We start from the raw sequence: 19,764 nt of genomic DNA, 5'->3' as shown, positions 1-19,764 counted from the left end.
TCAGGAGGTAGGAGACGCGATTAATCGCGTCTGTTTTTCCTCATTTTCTCCTGTTCCTTCATCTCTGGCTCATTAAAATTTGTAAGTCAAAACCTGAATTTCCCCATTTTCTGGCAAATTTTTCGGATTAATGGAAATACTATCTCCATTGCTACGCCGCACTGCTGTACCTTGCATTAAGGCCAAAAAATCATCAAGTGGTGCAATATCGCACGTAGCAGCGTCAGCCGCCTGTGTCCGGTAATGGGTTGGAATGATCAGTTTGGGGTTTAAGACTTGAATAGCCTGCTTTGCTTCTTGAGCATTGTAGGCTTTTGCACTGCCTCCCACTGGAATGAATACTACATCGGGTCGTCCCATCAAGATTTTTTGCTCAATAGAAATAGGTGCAGCAGCCCCGCCTAAGTGTAGGATATTAATTCCACCTTGGTTCCAACTCCAAGCAGTATTTGAGCCAAACTGCTTACCACCTTTGCGATCGTGGTCTATGGCAATTCCTTGGAACTTAATACCTTTAAACTCGTAAACTCCTGGTTCGTAGATGAGTTTTGCATTTCCCGGTAGTACGTCCACAGCACCTTCATCTAGCAGTTGACTGCTAATAAGTACTAAATCTGCTGCAACTTTTGGTGGACGATACTTAGCAGTACAGCCGACCGACCGAAATGGATTGACGAGAATTTTTGCACCACCGCCAGTAAAAAGAAAGCAAGTATGACCTAACCACTGAACTGATAAACCGCTAGATTGTGCGTCAGCTTGAGATTCAGAACTTAAGGTAGTAAGCAAAGCTGTTACCAACCCCGCCCCAGCATAGCCCATCAACTGTCGTCGTTTCATTAATTATGCTCTCGACTGTAACTGTTCCAGAAAATTTCGCAATAACTGTTTTCCTGAAGATGTCAGGACACTCTCTGGGTGAAACTGGACTCCCTGAATGTGAGGATAGTTCCGGTGTCGCACTCCCATAATGGTGTTATCTTCAACCCAAGCGGTGATTTCTAACACATCTGGGCAAGTCTCACGTTCGATGACCAAACTATGATACCTGGTGGCGGTTAGAGGATTTTCTAATCCCCGGAAAACCCCCACTCCAGTATGAGAAACCTGAGAGGTTTTGCCATGCATCAACTCTGGAGCAGGAATTATTTTACCACCGAATACTTGACCAATGCTTTGATGTCCCAAACAGACACCCAAAATAGGCAATTCTTGACCTAGTTGTTTAATCAACTCTAAGGATATACCTGCATCTTCCGGGCGGCCAGGCCCAGGAGAAATAACTACGGCTTCCGGCTTTAATGCCCGAATCTCATCTATAGATATTTTGTCGTTACGAAAAACTTTAATATCATCTGCCACTGGGAAGTCTGCTGCCAATTCTCCCAGATACTGCACTAAGTTATATGTAAAACTGTCATAATTGTCGATAACTATAATCAAAGCTGATCACTCCTGGTTTTTCGCTCTCATTAATTTACTCCTACTATTTTTTCGCTAGATTTGACACTCCCCGCACTAAAGTGACGGGGATTCTACATTCACAGACTCGCCGTTAGACAGCAGGCTTGCACCAACTGCCCAAGAGGGCAAATCTCCTGTAGCGTAGCTTCCGGTGTGCCCCACCGTAGTTAATCCTAACTTTAGGATGTTAATAGCTGCGTTGATATCTCTATCTCCTACATATCCGCAATGAGGGCAAATATGAGTCCTGGTAGACAGAGATTTTTTGACTTTTTCGCCACAGTTAGAGCAATTTTGGCTTGTGTTATGGGGCGGAACTGCAACAGTTACCGAACCATATTTGTGACCAAAATATTCTAGCCAACTGCGGAAAGTGTACCAACCAGCATCAGAAATAGATTTAGCTAGATGTCGATTACGAACCAGCCCTTTCACGTTTAAATCTTCGTAGGCTACCAAATCATTAGATTGGATGACGGAGTACGCTAATTTCTTGCAATACTCTTTTCGCTGCCTACTTACCCTTAAATGCTTACGGGCATATCTATTTCTAGCTTTGTGGTAATTGTTTGATTGCCGAAGCTTTGCTTTTTTCTTGGCTGCACTAAACTTCTTAGATTTCTGGCGATTGGCACGGTTTAACTGTTTTTCCGACTTGCGGTAGAACTGGGGTGAAGGTTCAACCGAACCTTTGTTATCAGCAATGAAGTATTTCAATCCCAAATCAATGCCAACTACTTGATTTGTAGGTTGTTTTTCCACTCTCAAATCAACATCAACCGCAAATTGAGCGTAATACCCATCAGCACGACGTACTAAACGCACACGTTTAATTTGCTTGATGTCGTAGTAATTCAAGTCGTAGGTTCCTTTTAATTTCAAAGTTCCGATACCTTTCTTGTCCGAGAAAGTTATGGCTTTGCGGGTATCAGAAAGCTTCCATCCAGTTGATTTGTATTCAACTGAACGACAATTTTTCTTAAACTTCGGGAAACCCTTTTTACCCTTAACCTTTTTCTTGCAGTTATCGTAAAACCGAGCGATCGCACTCCAAGAACGTTCAGCAGCAGATTGTCTAGCCATTGAGTTGAGTTCATCAGCAAAAGGGAATTCCGCAGCCAATACCGCACAATACTTATTGAGGTCGTATCTTCCTACTTTTTCGTTATCCATCCAGTATCGTAAGCACTTATTTTGGATGAATTGCGATGTGCGGATAGCTTCATCTATGGCTTGATATTGCAAGTCTATCCCTTTAACTTTGAACTCGTAAACAATCATGGCATCGACCAATTAACCACGTACTTATGTTAACTTATTTGACATAAGACGGACAAATAAATTTATCCTATTCGCTTATATCCCCCATATAAATGACGAGGGTTTTACGCATCACGCCTCATAAGTATAGTAAGAGGTTAAAAAAGTACTGGAAATAAAGAGTACTACTTTTGCCGCTAAGATAGGAGTTTTCGCCAGATATTCATACCACGGGTGCTAAAAATTAGCTGCACGACTCCGTGAACCAAGAATTAAAATAATTCGTCATTACGCTCGCGGATTTGCTACCGCTACGCTAGCATAGTTAAGTTCTGTAACGAAAATATAGCGTTCCGACTAAACGCTATATAGTGGGGGTTTTGCAAGAGAGACCACATAATAAGGTTTACCGCTTGTTAGTTGCTCTTGACTTAAACGCTCAAAATTGGTTAAAAAACTTTCCGGCAATACAATTAGTAATTTGTATAACAGAATTAAACGTAACTCTGGAGAGTGGGCAATATGAGCGCCCAGCTTATGCAGTTTAAATTAGGAACAGCTTAGATAGTTTTTTCCTGACTACTTGGCAAATATTCACTATATGTATGCCATAATGTCACGAGTCAACAGTCTATACCTAATTTTATGGCCCCAATACTAGGGCGCTTGATGTATTTTATGTTTACTGTTAGGCGATAAATGGTGTGGTGTAAGTACAAGTATAAAGTTGTACTGCCTACCGAATAAGGAGAACAAACTCCTGGAATGTCTCAAAACAGCCTAGTTTAGTCTAAACCGAAGGCGCAAAGAATTTATTCTATTGCAATTACATAAGAGGTTTTAATGAATTTGTTGGATATACAAAATCGTAAAGTTCAATTACCGTCTAATACCGATAATCAAAGGGTTTTTAGCTTCCCAGAAGCTGGGTATCCACGTCCACAGTTACAGCGATCGCACTGGCTAAATTTAAACGGTCTGTGGAAGTTTGCATTTGACGATGAAGGGCGATGCACTCAACCAGGCGATATTAGAGATTGGACACATGATATATTAGTTCCCTTCGCTCCCGAATCTACCAAAAGTGGTATTGGTGATACAGGTTTTCATCCAAACTGCTGGTATGAGCGAGAATTTGAAACGCCTGAAGGTGAGGGCAGATTAGTACTGCACTTTGGGGCAGTAGACTATCATGCCCGTGTATGGGTCAATGACCAATACATGGCAGAGCATGAAGGTGGACATACTTCTTTCTCACTAGATATTACCACAGCTTTAAATGACAGTGGGATAACGAAAGTAACAGTGTGGGCCCAAGACGATCCTTGTGACCTCGCCAAGCCTAGAGGAAAGCAAGATTGGCAGTTGGAACCCCACAGTATTTGGTATCCTCGCACCAGTGGGATTTGGCAAACAGTCTGGATTGAGCGCGTAGGTAGAACTTACATCGAAAGTATTCGCTGGAGTCCCGATTTCGAGCGCTGGGAAGTTGGTTGTTATGCTGCGATCGCAGGTGATGCCCCTGCTGGTATCCAAATCAAGGTAAAACTGAGCATTGGCAATAACGTGCTGGCTAACGATACCTACGAAGTGTTTAACGGAGAGATTGGCCGCCGCATCTCCCTTTCCGACCCAGGTATCGATGACTACCGCAATGAATTGCTGTGGAGTCCAGAAAAGCCCACTTTAATGGATGCCCATATTGAATTGTGGTATAAAAATGAACTTTTGGATGAAGCAAAATCCTATACAGCAATGCGGACTGTGGGGATACAGCGCGATCGCTTTATGCTCAATGGTCGTCCTTATTATTTGCGCTTAGTTTTGGATCAAGGCTACTGGCCCGATTCCTTAATGACAGCACCGGACGATGGCGCATTGCGCCGCGATGTGGAACTCGCCAAAGCAATGGGTTTTAACGGAGTCCGTAAGCACCAGAAAATTGAAGATCCGCGATTTTTATATTGGGCGGATGTGCTGGGGTTGTTAGTATGGGAAGAGATGCCTAGTGCATATCGTTTCACACCTAAAGCGGTGGAACGCACAACACGAGAGTGGACTGAGGTCATTAAGCGGGATATTAGTCACCCCTGTATCGTAGCTTGGGTAACATTTAATGAATCCTGGGGAGTTCCGAATCTAGTTGAGAGTGCGGCACACCGTAACTACGTCTTAGCAATGTTTCACTTAACTAAAACTCTCGATCCAAGCCGCCCAGTGATTGGCAACGATGGCTGGGAAAGTACGGATACAGATATTCTGGCTATTCATGACTACGATACTCAACCACAACGGTTAGCTCATCGCTATGGGCCGGAAGTCAAGCTATCAGATTTGTTCGACCGGAAGCGTCCTGGAGGGCGCATTCTGACACTGGATAACTTTCCGCATCAGGGACAGCCAGTGATGCTAACTGAATTTGGTGGCATTGCTTATGCCCCTGTTGGTGCCCCCGATGAAGATAAAGCTTGGGGATATGAGCGTTGCTCCAATATTTCCGAGCTAGAAATGAAATACGCCGATCTGCTCAAAACGATTAATGATGTCGAGTTGTTTAGCGGATTTTGCTACACCCAATTTACAGATACTTTCCAAGAAGCTAACGGTTTACTATACGCCGATCGCACGCCGAAATTCCCCATTGAGGCGATTCGCGCTGCAACCCTTTCAGGACAAGGATTATGTACTCCCACAAGCTGTTAAAGCCCGATGGTCGCCCACTGACCTTATACAGTCGATATCCGATCGCCGAAAATATCATCGCCACTAGCCCTAGTAATGAACCAGTGCAGGCAAATCCCCACCTGCGCTGGCATCCTTTACGCGGCGAATGGGTTGCTTATGCTTCTCACCGTCAAGGGCGGACTTTCATGCCACCCGCAGAATATAATCCCCTCGCACCTACTACTAAACCGGAGTTTCCTACAGAACTTCCCCAAGGTAAATATGATGTGGTGGTCTTCGATAATCGCTTTCCTTCGATGGCTGAAGCGGCACACGACCCGCCACAGTGTATTGTGGAAACATTGCCTGCGAATGGGGCGTGTGAAGTGGTTGTTTTTACTCAAAATGCCCAAGCTTCCCTTAGTTCTCTGGAACTGGAACACCTTGATTTACTCTTGTCAGTGTGGGGCGATCGCACCCGCGTATTGGGAGCAAATCCCAAAATTCAATATGTACTGCCTTTTGAAAACAAGGGTGTGGAAGTAGGTGTAACTTTGCATCATCCTCATGGGCAAATTTACGCCTATCCTTTCGTCCCACCCGTACCAGCGCGGATGCTGGCAATGCAGCAGCAGTATTATCAAGAACATCAACGGGGTTTACTGCAAGATTTGATTCAGAAGGAGATTGCAGACAATCAACGGATTATCTATCAAGATGAGGATGCGATCGCGTTTGTCCCAGTCTGCGCCCGTTATCCCTATGAAGTTTGGATTGCCCCAATTCAGCCAGTTAGCAGTTTTACAGAACTTACCCCAAAACAACGCTTAGGACTTGCTAAAGCATTAAAAACCGTCACCCTCAAGTATGACGGCTTGTGGAATCGCCCATTTCCTTACTTAATGGCTTGGTTCCAAGCACCAACTGACGGTTTAGACCATCCAGAAGCGCATTTACACGCCGAGTTTTTTCCACCATACCGAACAAGCGAAAGGCTAAAGTATCTGGCGGGAACTGAACTTGCAGCAGGGATGTTTGCTAATGATGCTTTGCCAGAAGAGAAAGCGAAAGAACTACAAGCCGTAGTAGTAAATATCGAAGAACCAATTTCGGTGTGATAATAAATTCTTCTTTAAGCTCTTTACTCTGTGTTCTCTGCGCGGCAGTCGCTCATGGGGGAAACCCCCAAGACCGCGCTGCCTTGCCTCTGTGGTTCAATAAATTATTTTTAAACCACAGAGGCACAGAGAGCGCTGAGAAAAAATAAAATATCCTTTTATAATTACGAATTACTATAACTGATCGATACTGAGCCAATATATACAACATTCATATTACCTATTTTGGCTAACATTCTTATAACTTCAGACTGGATTCTAATAGTTTTGCTATAAGCCTTCTGGTAGTGTATTTATCCAAACTCAAGAGTTTAGGCTAGAAGTGTTTAGTTATAAAAATGAGAGGTCATAGTTATGCCCGGTGGACATGCTAGCCATAAAAGCACTTCCAATAAACCTAATATTAATGCCAATGGAGTAATTGATGATGCTGGTGATGAATCATTAAATCCTGATGATCTCCTATCTGAGGAGCAAACTAACACAGAAGTCCATAGAGCCGAAGAAAGTGTTAAGTATCCTCCTGCTACTGAACGCCCAGATGAAAAATCAAACACTCAAACTTGAAGTAAGTAGATTGAGGTAAATAAATATAATATCTTCCGTCATTACGAATGCAAGTGCATCTCGTAGAAAGGAGCGAAGCAATCTCAAAGACTGAGATTGCTTCGTTCTTTGTAATGACATCTTATATATAGGATTCCTATTTGATTTTTGAACAGATACTTAGACACGTAGGGTGTGTTAGCGCGACAGCGTAACGCACCAAACCCTTAAGAATGGTGCGTTACGGACTTCATCCTAACGCACCCTACAATACCTAATTGCTTTCATAAATCAAACCGGATTCCTATATATCATCTCCGGTTAAACACTTACAATATCTGTAGGTTGGGTTGAGGAACGAAACCCAACATTTGCTCTATGTTCATGTTGGGTTTCACTGTGGTTCAACCCAACCTACATAGATAGATTTTATTATGAGTAATTACCCAAACTTGATATGATATATCATTGCGAATGTAACGAAGTGGAATGTTCGCAATGACCATTATTTAACCGGATACGATATTATCTTATATTTAATTATCCCTACCTACTTATTGATATATAAAGCACAGTCAGCAACTATGAGACTATCAACTTCTATTTGTTTTTGGTAATATACATTCTATTTTTCATATACGCACATTGATAATAAATCGAAATGTGATGACAACACAGATATTCTAAATTACTTGCTACATTTACTACCACTTACTTCATCGGCTTTTATTGATATGTGACAGTTTAAAGTGCGGAATGTAGGATAGTCAGCAACATCTATATTAAAATATAGATGCGTTGCAGCAAGCCTAGAATGCTAATATCAATTTTCTTTGGGGTTTTAATTCTCTAATGTAACTCTCTTAAACTTTAATTCCCCATTTGTCCTTGTGTGTAAGAAGCTTTTTAAGCACATGAATAAACTTCCGTGTTCCTTTCTCTACATCACTGCTTTCAATTAGATAATATTAGGGCTAACTTTGGAGAAGATGCTATTTTCCCCTCATTATGCAAATTTGCCAAAATCCCAATTGCTCAAATCCATTCAACTCTGATAGCAATAGATTTTGTGTAAGTTGCGGACAAAGCAACTTTGGCAAACTTCTAAGAAACCGTTATCGTGTATTAAGACTCTTAGGTGAAGGTGGATTTAGTAGAACTTATGCTACAGAAGATGTAGACAGACTAAACGCGCCTTGCGTCATCAAACAATTCTTCCCGCAGTTTCAGGGAACCGGACAACGCACCAAAGCAGCAGAATTTTTTAAAGAAGAGGCTTTTCGGTTGTATGAACTCGGAGAAAATCATACTCAAATTCCGAGATTATTAGCTTATTTTGAACAAGGTACTAGTTTGTATCTTGTTCAAGAATTTATTCAAGGAAAAACTCTCTTACAAGAAGTTCAGCAGCAAGTTTATGGTGAAAAACAGATTTGGGAACTTTTAGCTGATTTATTACCAGTTCTGGAATTCATTCATGCCCATAACGTCATTCATCGAGATATTAAACCAGAAAATATTATCCGCCGTGCAAGCGATCAAAAACCCGTATTAATTGACTTTGGCGGTGCTAAACAGGTAACACAAACCAGTTTAGGAAGACAAGCTACAGTAATTTATACCCTTGGTTATGCCCCGACTGAACAAATGGCTGGATTTGCTTGTCACGGCAGCGATTTGTATGCTTTGGGTGTAACTTGCGTGCGTCTTTTAACTAGATGTTTACCTTTACAGGATGCTTCTGGACAGGTTAATGACCCTATTTATGATGCCATGAATGCTAAATGGATGTGGCGCGAACGATTGCAAGAAAAAAGTATTACTATCAGTGATGAATTAGGGGAAATTTTAGATAAACTACTAAAACATTTACCGAGCGAGAGGTATCAAACAGCAGTAGAAGTTATCAACGATTTAAAGTTTACAACATCGGACATTGAACCTGTTGCCCTGAAAATTGCTTCGATGTCTCAACCCATATTACCGCCGCTACCACAAAAAGTAATAGTACCATTACCTCCCTTAGAAACCTTTAAATTTGACGTAGTGACAGTAGATACAAGTGGTAGAGAAGTAAATCGCATGAGTTGTAATGCAAATTTCTTTGCCGAAGAATTGGGTAAATCTGTCACATTAGACATGGTATCGATTCCTGGCGGTACTTACATGATGGGTTCACCAGAGTTTGAAGGAGATGCAGACGAACGTCCTCGACATAAAGTTACTGTTGAACCATTTTTTATGGGGAAATTTCCTGTAACTCAAGCACAGTGGAGAGTAGTAGCAGCTTTACCCAAAGTCAAACAAGCTTTAAATCCCAATCCATCAAAATTCAAAGGTCTAGATAGACCAGTGGAAAATGTATCCTGGTATGAGGCTGTAGAATTCTGTCTCAGGCTATCAGAAAAAACTGGACGCGAATATCGTTTACCGAGTGAGGCTGAATGGGAATACGCTTGTCGGGCTGGAACTACAACATCCTTCCACTTTGGCGAAACCATTACCTCTGAGTTAGTTAGTTGCACTATCGAACCAAAAAACAAATTCCGTAAAGAAACAACAAACGTCGGTAGTTTTGAAGTCGCCAACGCCTTTGGATTGTACGATATGCACGGGCTAGTTTGGGAATGGTGCGCTGATTCGTGGCACAACAATTACAGCGATGCACCTTCAGATGGAACAGCTTGGGAAGTTGGCGGTGACATTAATCGCCGGGTGCTACGCGGTGGTTCTTGGAGTTTCAACGCCGAACTGTGTCGCAGCGCCAGCCGTAGCTGGAATGAGTCAGACGGTGGACTGAGGGTTTGTGGCTTTAGAGTAGTATTTTCTGTAGAGGAGATTATTTAGCAATTTAATTGAGAGGCTGTAAAAATTGTGAAAGCAAGAATTGAGAAAGGTGACATAGTACTTGTTAATAAAATTGGAAAATATCATAATCAAGTGGGTGAAGTTAGTGCGGTTGATTACAATATTTTCTTCGTCAAAATTGTAATGGTAAAGTTAGGCAATCAAGAAGAAGCCTTTGAAGAAAAAGATTTAAAATTACAAATTAAAAAACCGAGTATTAAAGAAGTAATTGCATCAATAGATAAAATTCTAGAACAAGTTGAACATATTGGTTTGCCAACCAAAGAGCAAGTAGAGTTACCCAACCGTTTGAAATATTTTAAATTAGATATTACTAAATTAGACAAACAGTTGATTCAAAAAAACTTTGATAGTATAGATAAAATATTTGCAGTAGCAAGAGAAGCAGACTCATCAGCAAAATTTTGGCAGGAAATAGACTCTAATTTAGAGAAAATAAGCTGGTGGCTTCGAGCAAGTCTGTGAACGAAAAGTAAGCCGATGAGAGTAAATTCAACTATGTGTTTTGCAATAACCAATGTGTTAATTGCTTTCAAATCAATGTGAAAACCTTAAGACAGATGGTGCTTTGCTTCTTAACCTAATCTTATCGAAAATTATAGAGAAAATTTATATTTAACCACATCATCTTGCTAGTTTTAAGGCTAAACAATCAGGATTGGGCATAATTAAACGTAACTATATTTTTATAAATTTTTATCCATAATGCCTTATTAGTCATGTCTTGTACTTCATTTTGAGCAGTGCAATTTATTTGTGCCCACCTATTTACTTTGTACTCATAACTGTATGACTTAAATTTTGCTATTAACTTGACATTTTCCTCATAAAAATTTTAAACAAGTATTCTTTTATCTCTTCAGAGCAGTTTTTTAGGGGCAATGCATAAGTTTGTAGATTAATAAAGAAGATTTTATTAGATAAAATAAGTTACAAATATCATCAGGGATATATATGCGTTTTTCTCAGTTTGCAGGGATTCTTAGTTGCACTGCCGCAGCATTTATATCAATTACACCCATAGAGGTAGAAGCTGCAACTTTTAAAGTGATATCAGGAGTTACCAGCATCGATCGCGATCACGAAAATATTCTTCAAAGTATCGGGCTAACCTTGACAGATAAGAATAATACAGTTGCCCCAATTCCTAGCAATTATTTAGTTGGCTTCAACATCGATTCAGCTACTAACTTCATTTTTAGCGACGAGGGCGGTTTTACTCCGCTCTCAGGGACAATCGAACATGCTGGTACTGTTACCTTTAATAATCAAATTACTGTTGGTGAGTTTTCAATTGGTTTTGCTTCGGGACGTACTACCAAAGATGCTAGCGGATTTGTTCTAAGAGACACCTTTTCTTTAGATACAATTTTGTTTGATTTGAGTCTTCCTGAACCTGTGGAATTTGATGGCCAAAATTTAACCATCCCTGATGTTAAATTGCTAGTTTCTCCAGAGTTTGCAAAGATATTAAAGAATCCTGAATTGACAGGTTTATTTGCTGGAACTGCACGAATTGATGCTCAAGTTGCTGCCGTACCCGAATCTGATAGTGTACTAGCAGTTTTGGCAGTGGGTGCGGCTCTCTTGGCAACTAGATTTTATACTCGAAAAATTAAATACACTTGATATCTTGAAGCATGGCTAAATGCTTATTAACTGGTGCAAGGGTATTGGCAGCAATCAACCCACTGGCGGCGACTGCGGGTAAACCAATGCCGGGAAATGTTGAGTCGCCACAGCACATCAATCCTGGTAGGGGTGTGCTGGGGCCAGGAAACATACCATTTCCAGCCTGAATTGCTGGGCCGTAGGAACCTTGATGACGGCGGAGATAACGCTCGTGAGTTAGAGGTGTACCAACAAGTGTGACTTCGCAACGAGAGCGAATATCTGGAATAACCCGTTCTAAAGCTTGCCACATTACTTCTGCACGCGATCGCTTTTTTTCAGCATATTCTTGGTTTCTTCTATCCATTCCCTGCCAGATAGAGTATGGTTCATTACCAGGTGTATAAACATGAATTACGTGTTTACCTGCTGGCGCTAAGGATGGATCGAGAACTGAAGGGATTGATATCACTACAACATTCTGAGGTGCTGTTATGCCCAATTCCCAGTTATTGACTACGATGTAATGACACCGCAAATTTGATTGTAATCCTTGAGCATCAATGCCTAAATGCAGGTGCATAAAGCTATCACACTCAGGTGTAGCTTGTCGTTTAGCGCGGTAGTTTTTGGGTACTGCCTTTTCTGGTAAGAGCTTCAGCGTGTCCCAAACCGAGGCATTAGAAATCACTGCCCGTTTTGCGCGAATTTCGGAGCGATCGCGCAGACGCACACCCACGGCACGATTACCTTCTACAAGCACTTCTTCCACATGAGCACCCAGCATCAGCTTCCCACCGTGACGCTGCAATCCTTGTACAAGGGTGTCAACTAAAGCACCACTACCACCAATGGGATATTCCAGGATTGCATCTGGGCGATACCAGTCCGCAAACATAAATCCTACCTCTGCGGCACTAGTGCCATCTGCCGGTAATCCAGAAAGTAGGAAACACAGCAAATTCAGCCAGTTTCGGGTAAAAGGATCTTTAACAACACCATCCATAATCCGGCTGAAGGGGCCCGTCAGCTTAATTATATTCGCCAGATTTTTTGTCAGAGATGGGATAAATGGGCCCACAGTTCTAGCTGCACCAAAATCAAAGCGTAAGGCGGCTGGTGGTATGGAAGTTGCTGCACTAGCGAATGGTTCCATAACGCGCTGGAGTTCTTGCCATTCAGCTACAGCATCATGTCCCCGAAATTTCATCAGCACTTCACAAAATTGCTCCGCGCCAACCGACGTATCAAAATCACCTTCTGGTACACAACAACCCCAAGTATCGTAGGTTATGCATGGTAATTCAGAACCAATTGCATCTAACACTTGTCGCAGAGGGTTGGCAGAGGGGCTGTAAGACAGTCCAGAGTAGAGAGACGGGCCTGAGTCAAATTTGAACCCATTGCGCTCAAAACCATGAGCAGCGCCTCCAGCAATGGAGTGGCTTTCGCAAACTATCACATTAAAGCCATACCGTGCCAAAACAGCAGCACAACTCAAACCGCCAATACCGCTACCAATGACGACTACATCTGTGTTTTGCATATCTCTGATGTTTGCAAGAATAAATTAAAACAGTCGGGGAAACTTGGATGATATCATTCGCTTTCCCGTCCATAAACCGCCCTAATTGGTTAATATCATCACTAAGCATGGACATAAAACCGCCAGTACTGCGTTATTGAAATTAAAGGGTTGATTCACACAGACTAATGAGAAGCTTAAACTAGTAACTGAGTTTAGCCAAGCTAAAGTAAAGCTTCTGACTTAGCACTAGGGATTGGGGATTGGGGACACAACGACTTGCTCAGTGCATCGCTGGGGACTAGAAAAAGAAGACAAGGAGAAAAATAATAACTCTTCATGACTAATGACAAATGACTAATGACCAATGACTAATTCATATTGGAGAAAGGAATTTGAAAAATCAGCAATTTGGAAATTGGCAAAGCACAGTTTTAGGAATTGTGTTAGCAACACTAGTGGTTCTGGGACTAAATTCCTTTATCATTATTAACCCAGGACAAGCAGGAGTGATCAGCATTTTGGGTAAAGCGAGAGATGGGGCATTATTGGAAGGGATTCATGCAAAACCGCCTTTTATCTCAGTGATAGATGTGTATGATTTGACTGTGCAGAAATTTGAAGTGCCAGCAGAGAGTTCCACTAAAGATTTGCAAAATTTATCTGCGAGATTTGCGATTAACTTTCGCCTCGATCCCATCAAGGTAGTTGAAGTTAGAAGGAAACAAGGAACCTTAGCAAATATTGTATCGAAAATCATTGCACCACAGACACAAGAAGCCTTTAAAATTGCAGCAGCTAGAAGAACAGTAGAAGAAGCAATTACCAAAAGAAGTGAGTTGAAAGAAGACTTTGATGAAGCACTAGGCGATCGCTTAGACAAATATGGGATAATTGTGTTAGATACTAGCGTAGTTGATTTAGCATTCTCGCCAGAATTTGCCAGAGCTGTGGAAGAAAAACAAATTGCTGAACAACGAGCGCAAAGAGCCGTTTATGTAGCACGGGAAGCAGAACAAGAAGCACAAGCAGATGTGAATCGCGCCAAAGGTAGGGCAGAAGCTCAAAGGCTCTTAGCAGAGACGCTCAAAGCCCAAGGAGGGCAGTTAGTTCTGCAAAAAGAAGCAATTGAAGCTTGGAGAAGTGGCGGCGCTCAGATGCCCAAAGTCCTCGTTATGGGTGGTGACTCAAAAGGCGGTGTCCCCTTCATATTTAACCTTGGAAATGTCCAAAATCAACCGTAAAAAGAGTAGGCATTAGATAATAAAGTCCAAAATTATGGAATTTGCTCTGACCTCATACAAATTCCATAACATTTGGACGATTTACAATCCAAAATCGTTCGACTGAGCGTAGCCGAAGTCTAAAATCCAAAATAGTATAAGTTGGGCTAGTACCAACTCCAACACAATCGAAAAACCAACAAGTCAATAATCGAAGTTTATGTCAACCCCCAATCCTCAAAATCTCACCGCCGAAGAAGCGAAAAAACTACTGAATAAATTCAACTGCCTAGACATTGCGCCCATCCTCAAACCCTCAGAAAAAGTAGTAATTCGTGATGCCCTAATTTTGATCACCAAGCTTGCTGATTACCAAATTTTAGGAATTTGTGCCGATACAGCAGAAGAAGGAATATTGGCAATGAAGACCTATTCTCTGGCTTTGGGTTATGAACCACCAGACAATTTGCTAACACCTGAAGGGCCAGTTTATATCAAATTAAATGGAAAAAATGGCTTGTGTTATCTCGATTCATACTCTGGACATCATCGTGGCGTATTAGTGTCTTGTCAGTCTTACCACGAAGACGGAATCAACGAAATGTATGGACATCTCCCCTTGGATTTATTTGTATAGAATTCGGCAAATGTAGGTAAGGTATGTACTTTACCTACTAACTAACGGTCAATGAAAAATTACTAGATTTTATGAGTATTATTACACTACAGTCGGTTAAAAAAGATTTTGGTATCAAAGAAGTTTTAAAAGATGCCAGCTTTAGCCTCGATGCTACCGATAAAGTTGGTTTAATTGGTACTAATGGTTCTGGCAAATCAACCCTATTAAAAATGATCGCTGGGTTAGAATCCATTGATAGTGGTCAAATTATAATCAACTCTGGTTCTAAAATTATCTATTTACCCCAGCAGCCAGATTTAGATGAAAATCACACAGTTTTAGAGCAAGTTTTTGCTGATAGTGGCGAACATACGGCTTTGGTGCGTGAGTATGAAGAACTCTCAGATAAATTAGCTCATTATCCAGATGATAGTCAACTGATGTCTCGCCTTTCTGTGGTGATGCAAAAGATGGATACAAATGGTGCTTGGGAATTAGAAACCAACGCTAAAATCATTCTCACAAAATTAGGAATTTCTGACTTTGATGCCAAGATAGGCACTTTATCTGGAGGCTATCGCAAGCGTATTGCTTTAGCATCAGCATTGTTAGCAGAACCCGATGCTTTGCTCATGGATGAGCCGACAAACCATCTGGATGCTCTTTCTGTGGAATGGTTACAAAGTTATTTAAATCGCTATCGTGGCGCACTTTTTCTCATTACTCACGATCGCTACTTTCTAGATCGTGTCACCAATCGGATCGTTGAAATCGACCGAGGCGACATTTACACCTATTCAGGTAACTATTCATATTACCTCGAAAAGAAAGCTTTAGCTGAAGAATCTGCCGTAAGTAGTCAACGGAAACATCAAGGCTTATTGCGGCGCGAGTTAGAATGGCTCAAAAAAGGGCCAAAAGCCAGAAGTACCAAGCAGAAAGCGAGAATTGACCGCGCTCATGCTCTGCGGGATACTGAATTTAAACAAGTTCAGGGTAAAGTTGATATTTCTACAGTTGGTCGTCGCATTGGCAAAAAGGTTATTGAATTAAATAACATTTCTAAGGCATACAATGGACGTACTCTGATTAATAACTTCACCTACGAATTTAGCTCAGAAGACCGCATCGGTATTATTGGCGCTAATGGTGCTGGTAAATCCACTTTAATGGATATTATTACTGGTCAGATTAAGCCAGATTCAGGTATTGCAGAAATTGGGACTACAATTCACATCGGTTATTTTGACCAGCATTCTGAAGAATTGCTCACAGCTTTAAACGAAAATCAGCGCGTGATTGACTACATCAAAGAAGAAGGAGAGTTTATCAAAATTACCGATGGAACTCAAATTACTGCTTCGCAAATGTTAGAGCGTTTTTTGTTTCCTGGTAATCAACAGTATGCCCCAATTAATAAACTTTCGGGTGGGGAAAAACGCCGTTTATTTCTGTTGCGGGTTTTGATGAGTGCGCCCAATGTCTTGATTTTAGATGAACCGACAAACGATTTAGATGTTCAGACATTGGCAGTATTAGAGGATTATTTAGAGGATTTTGTCGGTTGTGTAATTGTAGTTTCTCACGATCGCTACTTTCTTGATCGCACCATCGACACAGTATTTTCCTTTGAGGAAGGCGGTAATCTCCGGCAATACCCAGGTAATTACTCAATTTATCTGGACTATAAGAAGGCTGAAGAGGCACAGCAACAAGCTGCGAACGCTAAGGAGAAGCCTAAAAATGTCGAAGTCCAAAATAATGGTGTGGTTTCACCCAAGGATGGAGAGAATACCAAGCGGCGGAGATTATCTAATTGGGAAAAGAAGGAATTTGACCAGTTGGAAGGGAAAATTGCCGAGTTAGAGGCTGAGAAAGCGGAAACGGAGAAAACACTAGCGAATGTTGCGCCGGGGAATTATAGCCAAGTGCAGAAATTGTACGATCATGTGGAAAAGCTCAAGCACGCGATCGATGTGGCTACTGAACGCTGGTTAGAATTGGCAGAGATGGAGTCTTGATGATTTACAAATATCTGGCGATTAGAAATCGCGGCTACACAAACATAGACGCTTTGCGGCTTCCCGCAGGGTAGTCCGCCTCCGCGGACTAAGGAAAAATTGAAGGTTTGAAACCCACGTTCGCCCTTGGCGTTCCGCAGGAGAGGTGGGTTGTTTGTCTATGTAGCCGCGAATTCCATTCGCCCGGTGCTTCCATTCGCTCAGTGTAAGATGTGAAATTTAATTGATCAATATACCAACTAAAATGTGAAATTAATATCATTCAAGTCGAGAATTTAACCATGCCCAATGTCTTTATCAGTCATCGTAAAAGTGATGCTCAACAAGCTGAACAGCTGGCTAATGAATTAGGTGATGCTGGGCATGAAGTATGGTTTGATGAATGGAAGATAGACGTAGGAGATTCGATTGTTGAGCGTGTTGACCAAGGGCTAGAAGGATCTAAGTATTTAGTTCTGTGTTACTCCTCGTCTGGTATGTCGCCTTGGGTAAACCGTGAGTGGATGTCAGTGTTAGATCGACAATTGTCAGGACACCAAGTAAAGGTATTGCCAATTTTGCTCACAGGTGGGGAACTGCCTACTATTCTAGCTGATATTAAATATGCAGATTTAGTTAATGACTGGTCAAAAGGCGTATCTCAATTGCTGCGGGCAATTAAATGAGTGAGAGAAACTGGCAGGTTTACATTGCCCATCATCCTAAAGAAGAAGATTTAGCAGAAGAATTGGCAAAACCCATCCGCGAGGCTGGCTATGAGGTAGTACATCGCGGAACTGTCATGGTGGGGGAGTCATTCACCGAGGAAGTCTCAAAAGTTCTGAGTACTGGCGGGGCAGTGGTATTTTGTGGAACTAGTAGAGCATTGGGAACCCGTTGGGCATCGCGGATTGTTAACGCAGCCAGAGAGCAGACTTCTGGTAGACAAACGCGAGTTTTTTGTATCCAAATAGAACAGGATGCTGATGTAGAGAGATTGAGCTTTGATGAATGTATTGCTCTTTATTGGCAAAACCCTGCAAAAGCACTTGAGGATTTGATTGCTGCACTCAAAAAGCACTATCCCCTTAATACTAATATTGCTCATTCTGTTTACCGTCCCCTGCAAGCGCCACCCTTACCCACACACTTTGTAGAACGCCCAGAGTACAGCAATGATTTAAAAACGCGTCTCCTCACAGAGTCATCATCAGATAATCGTGCTTTGGTAATTACTGCAATTCACGGTTTGGGTTCTGTGGGTAAATCGACCTTAGCCGCAGCTTTAGCCCATGATGCAGAAATACAAACTTGCTTTTGTGACGGTATTCTGTGGGCAACATTAGGCCAGCAACCTGATGTGCTTTCTTTACTTAGTGGCTGGGTGCAGGCATTAGGAGACTATAGCTTTAAACCTACCAGTGCAGAAGCTGCTTCTACCCATTTGCGGACTCTGCTTTATGACAAAGCTGTGCTGCTAGTGGTGGACGATGCTTGGAATACCAAAGATGCACAAGCGTTTAATGTTGGCGGGGCGCGGTGTCAAGTTTTAGTAACTACTCGTGAAGGGGCAATTGCTGACGCATTAAAAGCCAGCACCTACAGTCTAGATATAATGACAGCAACCCAAGCGATGGAATTGCTGACGAAGAATTTAGGACGGGAGATTTCAGGTAAAGAACGTCAATCAGCAGAAAAGTTAGCTGAAGGCGTTGGTTATCTCCCTCTGGCGTTAGAACTAGCAGCTGCCCAAGTTACTAGTGGTACAACTTGGACAGACTTGTTACGAGATATTAAACAAGAAATTGCTCGGTTAAAAACATTGAATAGACCAGGGGCAAAAGATATTACTGATGAAGCAAGTTTAAAACGCCTCAGCTTAACTGCATCTTTGAATTTGAGCATAAAGCGATTGTCACCAGAGGATAAAGAATACTTTACTTGGTTGGGGGTGTTACCTGAAGATGTAAGTATTACTCCCAAAATGACAGCAACACTTTGGAATATTGCAGATGAGCGCGATGCCTCTGATTCATTAAAAGATTTACAAAGTAAAGCCCTATTATTAATTGGTGTTCCTCTTGCTGATGGTACGCTTACCTATCGCCTACATGACTTATTCCACGACTTAGCACGGAACTTGTTAACTGCTCCCCCACAACCGCGTCGAGGTGATTTACCAGGACTAGGGATTTCCCTTGCCAAGGCTCACGTCGCTTTGTTAGAGAAGTATCGGCAGAAAACTGAAAATAATTTATGGCATAGCTTGCCCGATGATGGTTATATTCATCAGCATTTAGTTTGGCATTTAGATAAAGCTGGACAGGTTGAAAAGATTCACCAGTTATTGCGGGAAGAGTTGGTAACTGGCAACAATGGTTGGTATGAAACGCGAGAAAAATTAGGACAAACTGCGGGTTACATCACAGATATTTCTCGTGCTTGGGAATTAGCACAAACGAATTGCAATGAATCAACTCAGCCGCAAGTTGTGGGTTGGCAGTGTCGCTATGCTTTGATTACTGCATCCGTGAACAGTTTGGCAGCTAACATACCAGGTAAATTGCTGGTAGCATTGGTCAAAAAACATCTGTGGACTCCTGAACAAGGACTAGCTTACGCTCTGCAAAAACCAGAGCCAAACGAAAAAGTAGAAGCCCTAGCAGAGCTAGTCAACTATTTACCGCCAAATTTAAAAAAACTAGCACTATCAGAAGCACTCGCCACCGCCACGGCGATTCAGTCTGAGGAGTATCGCGCCGAAGCCCTGAGAGCATTAGCCGACAAACTGCCCGCCGAGTTTTTGCCACAAGCCCTAGAGGCGGCGCTTGCGATTCAGTCTGAGTGGTCTCGCGCCCAAGCCCTG

Annotated in this window: 15 protein-coding genes; 11 read left to right on the top strand and 4 right to left on the bottom strand. The window is 42.0% G+C overall.

The features are described from left to right. Positions 1–72 precede the first annotated feature (72 nt). The 3 genes from VB732_RS13315 to VB732_RS13305 all read right to left on the bottom strand — a co-directional run bounded on the left by VB732_RS13315 (position 73) and on the right by VB732_RS13305 (position 2,745). Positions 73–840: an MBL fold metallo-hydrolase gene (locus VB732_RS13315; RefSeq protein ID WP_323231318.1), complete on the bottom strand. Its 768-nt coding sequence runs from the start codon at positions 838–840 to the stop codon at positions 73–75. Between the two features lie 3 nt (positions 841–843). Further along, positions 844–1,443, bottom strand: a complete 600-nt coding sequence (locus VB732_RS13310; RefSeq protein WP_323231317.1) for an aminodeoxychorismate/anthranilate synthase component II — start codon at positions 1,441–1,443, stop codon at positions 844–846. A gap of 75 nt (positions 1,444–1,518) precedes the next feature. Further along, positions 1,519–2,745, bottom strand: a complete 1,227-nt coding sequence (locus VB732_RS13305; protein ID WP_323231316.1) for a transposase — start codon at positions 2,743–2,745, stop codon at positions 1,519–1,521. Positions 2,746–3,567: 822 nt separating this feature from the next. Between VB732_RS13305 and VB732_RS13300 the strand changes: the two genes are divergently transcribed. The 6 genes from VB732_RS13300 (at position 3,568) to VB732_RS13275 (ending at position 11,549) form a co-directional block, all read left to right on the top strand. Continuing rightward, positions 3,568–5,427 (top strand): glycoside hydrolase family 2 protein, encoded by a 1,860-nt coding sequence (locus VB732_RS13300; RefSeq protein WP_323231315.1) that lies wholly within the window; start codon positions 3,568–3,570, stop codon positions 5,425–5,427. Beyond that, positions 5,406–6,506, top strand: a complete 1,101-nt coding sequence (gene galT, locus VB732_RS13295) for a galactose-1-phosphate uridylyltransferase (RefSeq protein ID WP_323231314.1) — start codon at positions 5,406–5,408, stop codon at positions 6,504–6,506. Before VB732_RS13300 ends, galT begins: the two co-directional genes overlap by 22 nt. A gap of 354 nt (positions 6,507–6,860) precedes the next feature. Beyond that, positions 6,861–7,073, top strand: a complete 213-nt coding sequence (locus tag VB732_RS13290) for a hypothetical protein (RefSeq protein WP_323231313.1) — start codon at positions 6,861–6,863, stop codon at positions 7,071–7,073. 987 nt (positions 7,074–8,060) lie between these two features. Continuing rightward, on the top strand, positions 8,061–9,899 hold the full coding sequence (locus tag VB732_RS13285; protein ID WP_323231312.1) for a bifunctional serine/threonine-protein kinase/formylglycine-generating enzyme family protein: 1,839 nt from the start codon (positions 8,061–8,063) through the stop codon (positions 9,897–9,899). Between the two features lie 27 nt (positions 9,900–9,926). Beyond that, positions 9,927–10,385: a hypothetical protein gene (locus tag VB732_RS13280; RefSeq protein WP_323231311.1), complete on the top strand. Its 459-nt coding sequence runs from the start codon at positions 9,927–9,929 to the stop codon at positions 10,383–10,385. 489 nt (positions 10,386–10,874) lie between these two features. Next, the gene (locus VB732_RS13275) at positions 10,875–11,549 is read left to right on the top strand and encodes a hypothetical protein (RefSeq protein ID WP_323231310.1); all 675 of its coding nucleotides are present in this window, start codon (positions 10,875–10,877) and stop codon (positions 11,547–11,549) included. On the opposite strand, the gene VB732_RS13270 is transcribed toward VB732_RS13275, so the two are convergent. Then, positions 11,536–13,077 (bottom strand): NAD(P)/FAD-dependent oxidoreductase, encoded by a 1,542-nt coding sequence (locus tag VB732_RS13270; protein ID WP_323231309.1) that lies wholly within the window; start codon positions 13,075–13,077, stop codon positions 11,536–11,538. The two genes, VB732_RS13275 and VB732_RS13270, sit on opposite strands and share 14 nt — an antisense overlap. A gap of 374 nt (positions 13,078–13,451) precedes the next feature. On the opposite strand from VB732_RS13270, the gene VB732_RS13265 reads away from it, so the two are divergent. From VB732_RS13265 to VB732_RS13245, 5 genes are all read left to right on the top strand, one after another. Then, positions 13,452–14,300 (top strand): prohibitin family protein, encoded by an 849-nt coding sequence (locus tag VB732_RS13265; RefSeq protein WP_323231307.1) that lies wholly within the window; start codon positions 13,452–13,454, stop codon positions 14,298–14,300. Between the two features lie 199 nt (positions 14,301–14,499). Next, positions 14,500–14,916: a DUF1824 family protein gene (locus VB732_RS13260; protein WP_323231306.1), complete on the top strand. Its 417-nt coding sequence runs from the start codon at positions 14,500–14,502 to the stop codon at positions 14,914–14,916. Between the two features lie 71 nt (positions 14,917–14,987). After that, positions 14,988–16,919, top strand: a complete 1,932-nt coding sequence (locus VB732_RS13255) for an ABC-F family ATP-binding cassette domain-containing protein (protein WP_323231305.1) — start codon at positions 14,988–14,990, stop codon at positions 16,917–16,919. Positions 16,920–17,200: 281 nt separating this feature from the next. Then, positions 17,201–17,584, top strand: a complete 384-nt coding sequence (locus VB732_RS13250) for a toll/interleukin-1 receptor domain-containing protein (protein ID WP_323231304.1) — start codon at positions 17,201–17,203, stop codon at positions 17,582–17,584. After that, positions 17,581–19,764: NB-ARC domain-containing protein (locus tag VB732_RS13245; protein ID WP_323231303.1), on the top strand; the 2,184-nt coding region annotated here is incomplete at its 3' end. The genes VB732_RS13250 and VB732_RS13245, both read left to right, overlap by 4 nt.

This window comes from Nostoc sp. UHCC 0252, from assembly GCF_034931145.1.
Classification (GTDB): Bacteria; Cyanobacteriota; Cyanobacteriia; order Cyanobacteriales; family Nostocaceae; genus Nostoc.
Note: the sequence above shows the minus strand (reverse complement) of the source record. Positions and strands in the feature narration are given on the sequence as shown.

Bases quoted from the DNA above. Each gene is read 5' to 3' on its own strand.
- VB732_RS13270 (WP_323231309.1), bottom strand. From the start codon at position 13,077: ATGCAAAACACAGATGTAGTCGTCATTGGTAGCGGTATTGGCGGTTTG.
- galT (WP_323231314.1), top strand. From the start codon at position 5,406: ATGTACTCCCACAAGCTGTTAAAGCCCGATGGTCGCCCACTGACCTTA.
- VB732_RS13260 (WP_323231306.1), top strand. From the start codon at position 14,500: ATGTCAACCCCCAATCCTCAAAATCTCACCGCCGAAGAAGCGAAAAAA.
- VB732_RS13275 (WP_323231310.1), top strand. From the start codon at position 10,875: ATGCGTTTTTCTCAGTTTGCAGGGATTCTTAGTTGCACTGCCGCAGCA.
- VB732_RS13290 (WP_323231313.1), top strand. From the start codon at position 6,861: ATGCCCGGTGGACATGCTAGCCATAAAAGCACTTCCAATAAACCTAAT.
- VB732_RS13255 (WP_323231305.1), top strand. From the start codon at position 14,988: ATGAGTATTATTACACTACAGTCGGTTAAAAAAGATTTTGGTATCAAA.
- VB732_RS13285 (WP_323231312.1), top strand. From the start codon at position 8,061: ATGCAAATTTGCCAAAATCCCAATTGCTCAAATCCATTCAACTCTGAT.
- VB732_RS13250 (WP_323231304.1), top strand. From the start codon at position 17,201: ATGCCCAATGTCTTTATCAGTCATCGTAAAAGTGATGCTCAACAAGCT.
- VB732_RS13300 (WP_323231315.1), top strand. From the start codon at position 3,568: ATGAATTTGTTGGATATACAAAATCGTAAAGTTCAATTACCGTCTAAT.
- VB732_RS13315 (WP_323231318.1), bottom strand. From the start codon at position 840: ATGAAACGACGACAGTTGATGGGCTATGCTGGGGCGGGGTTGGTAACA.
- VB732_RS13305 (WP_323231316.1), bottom strand. From the start codon at position 2,745: ATGATTGTTTACGAGTTCAAAGTTAAAGGGATAGACTTGCAATATCAA.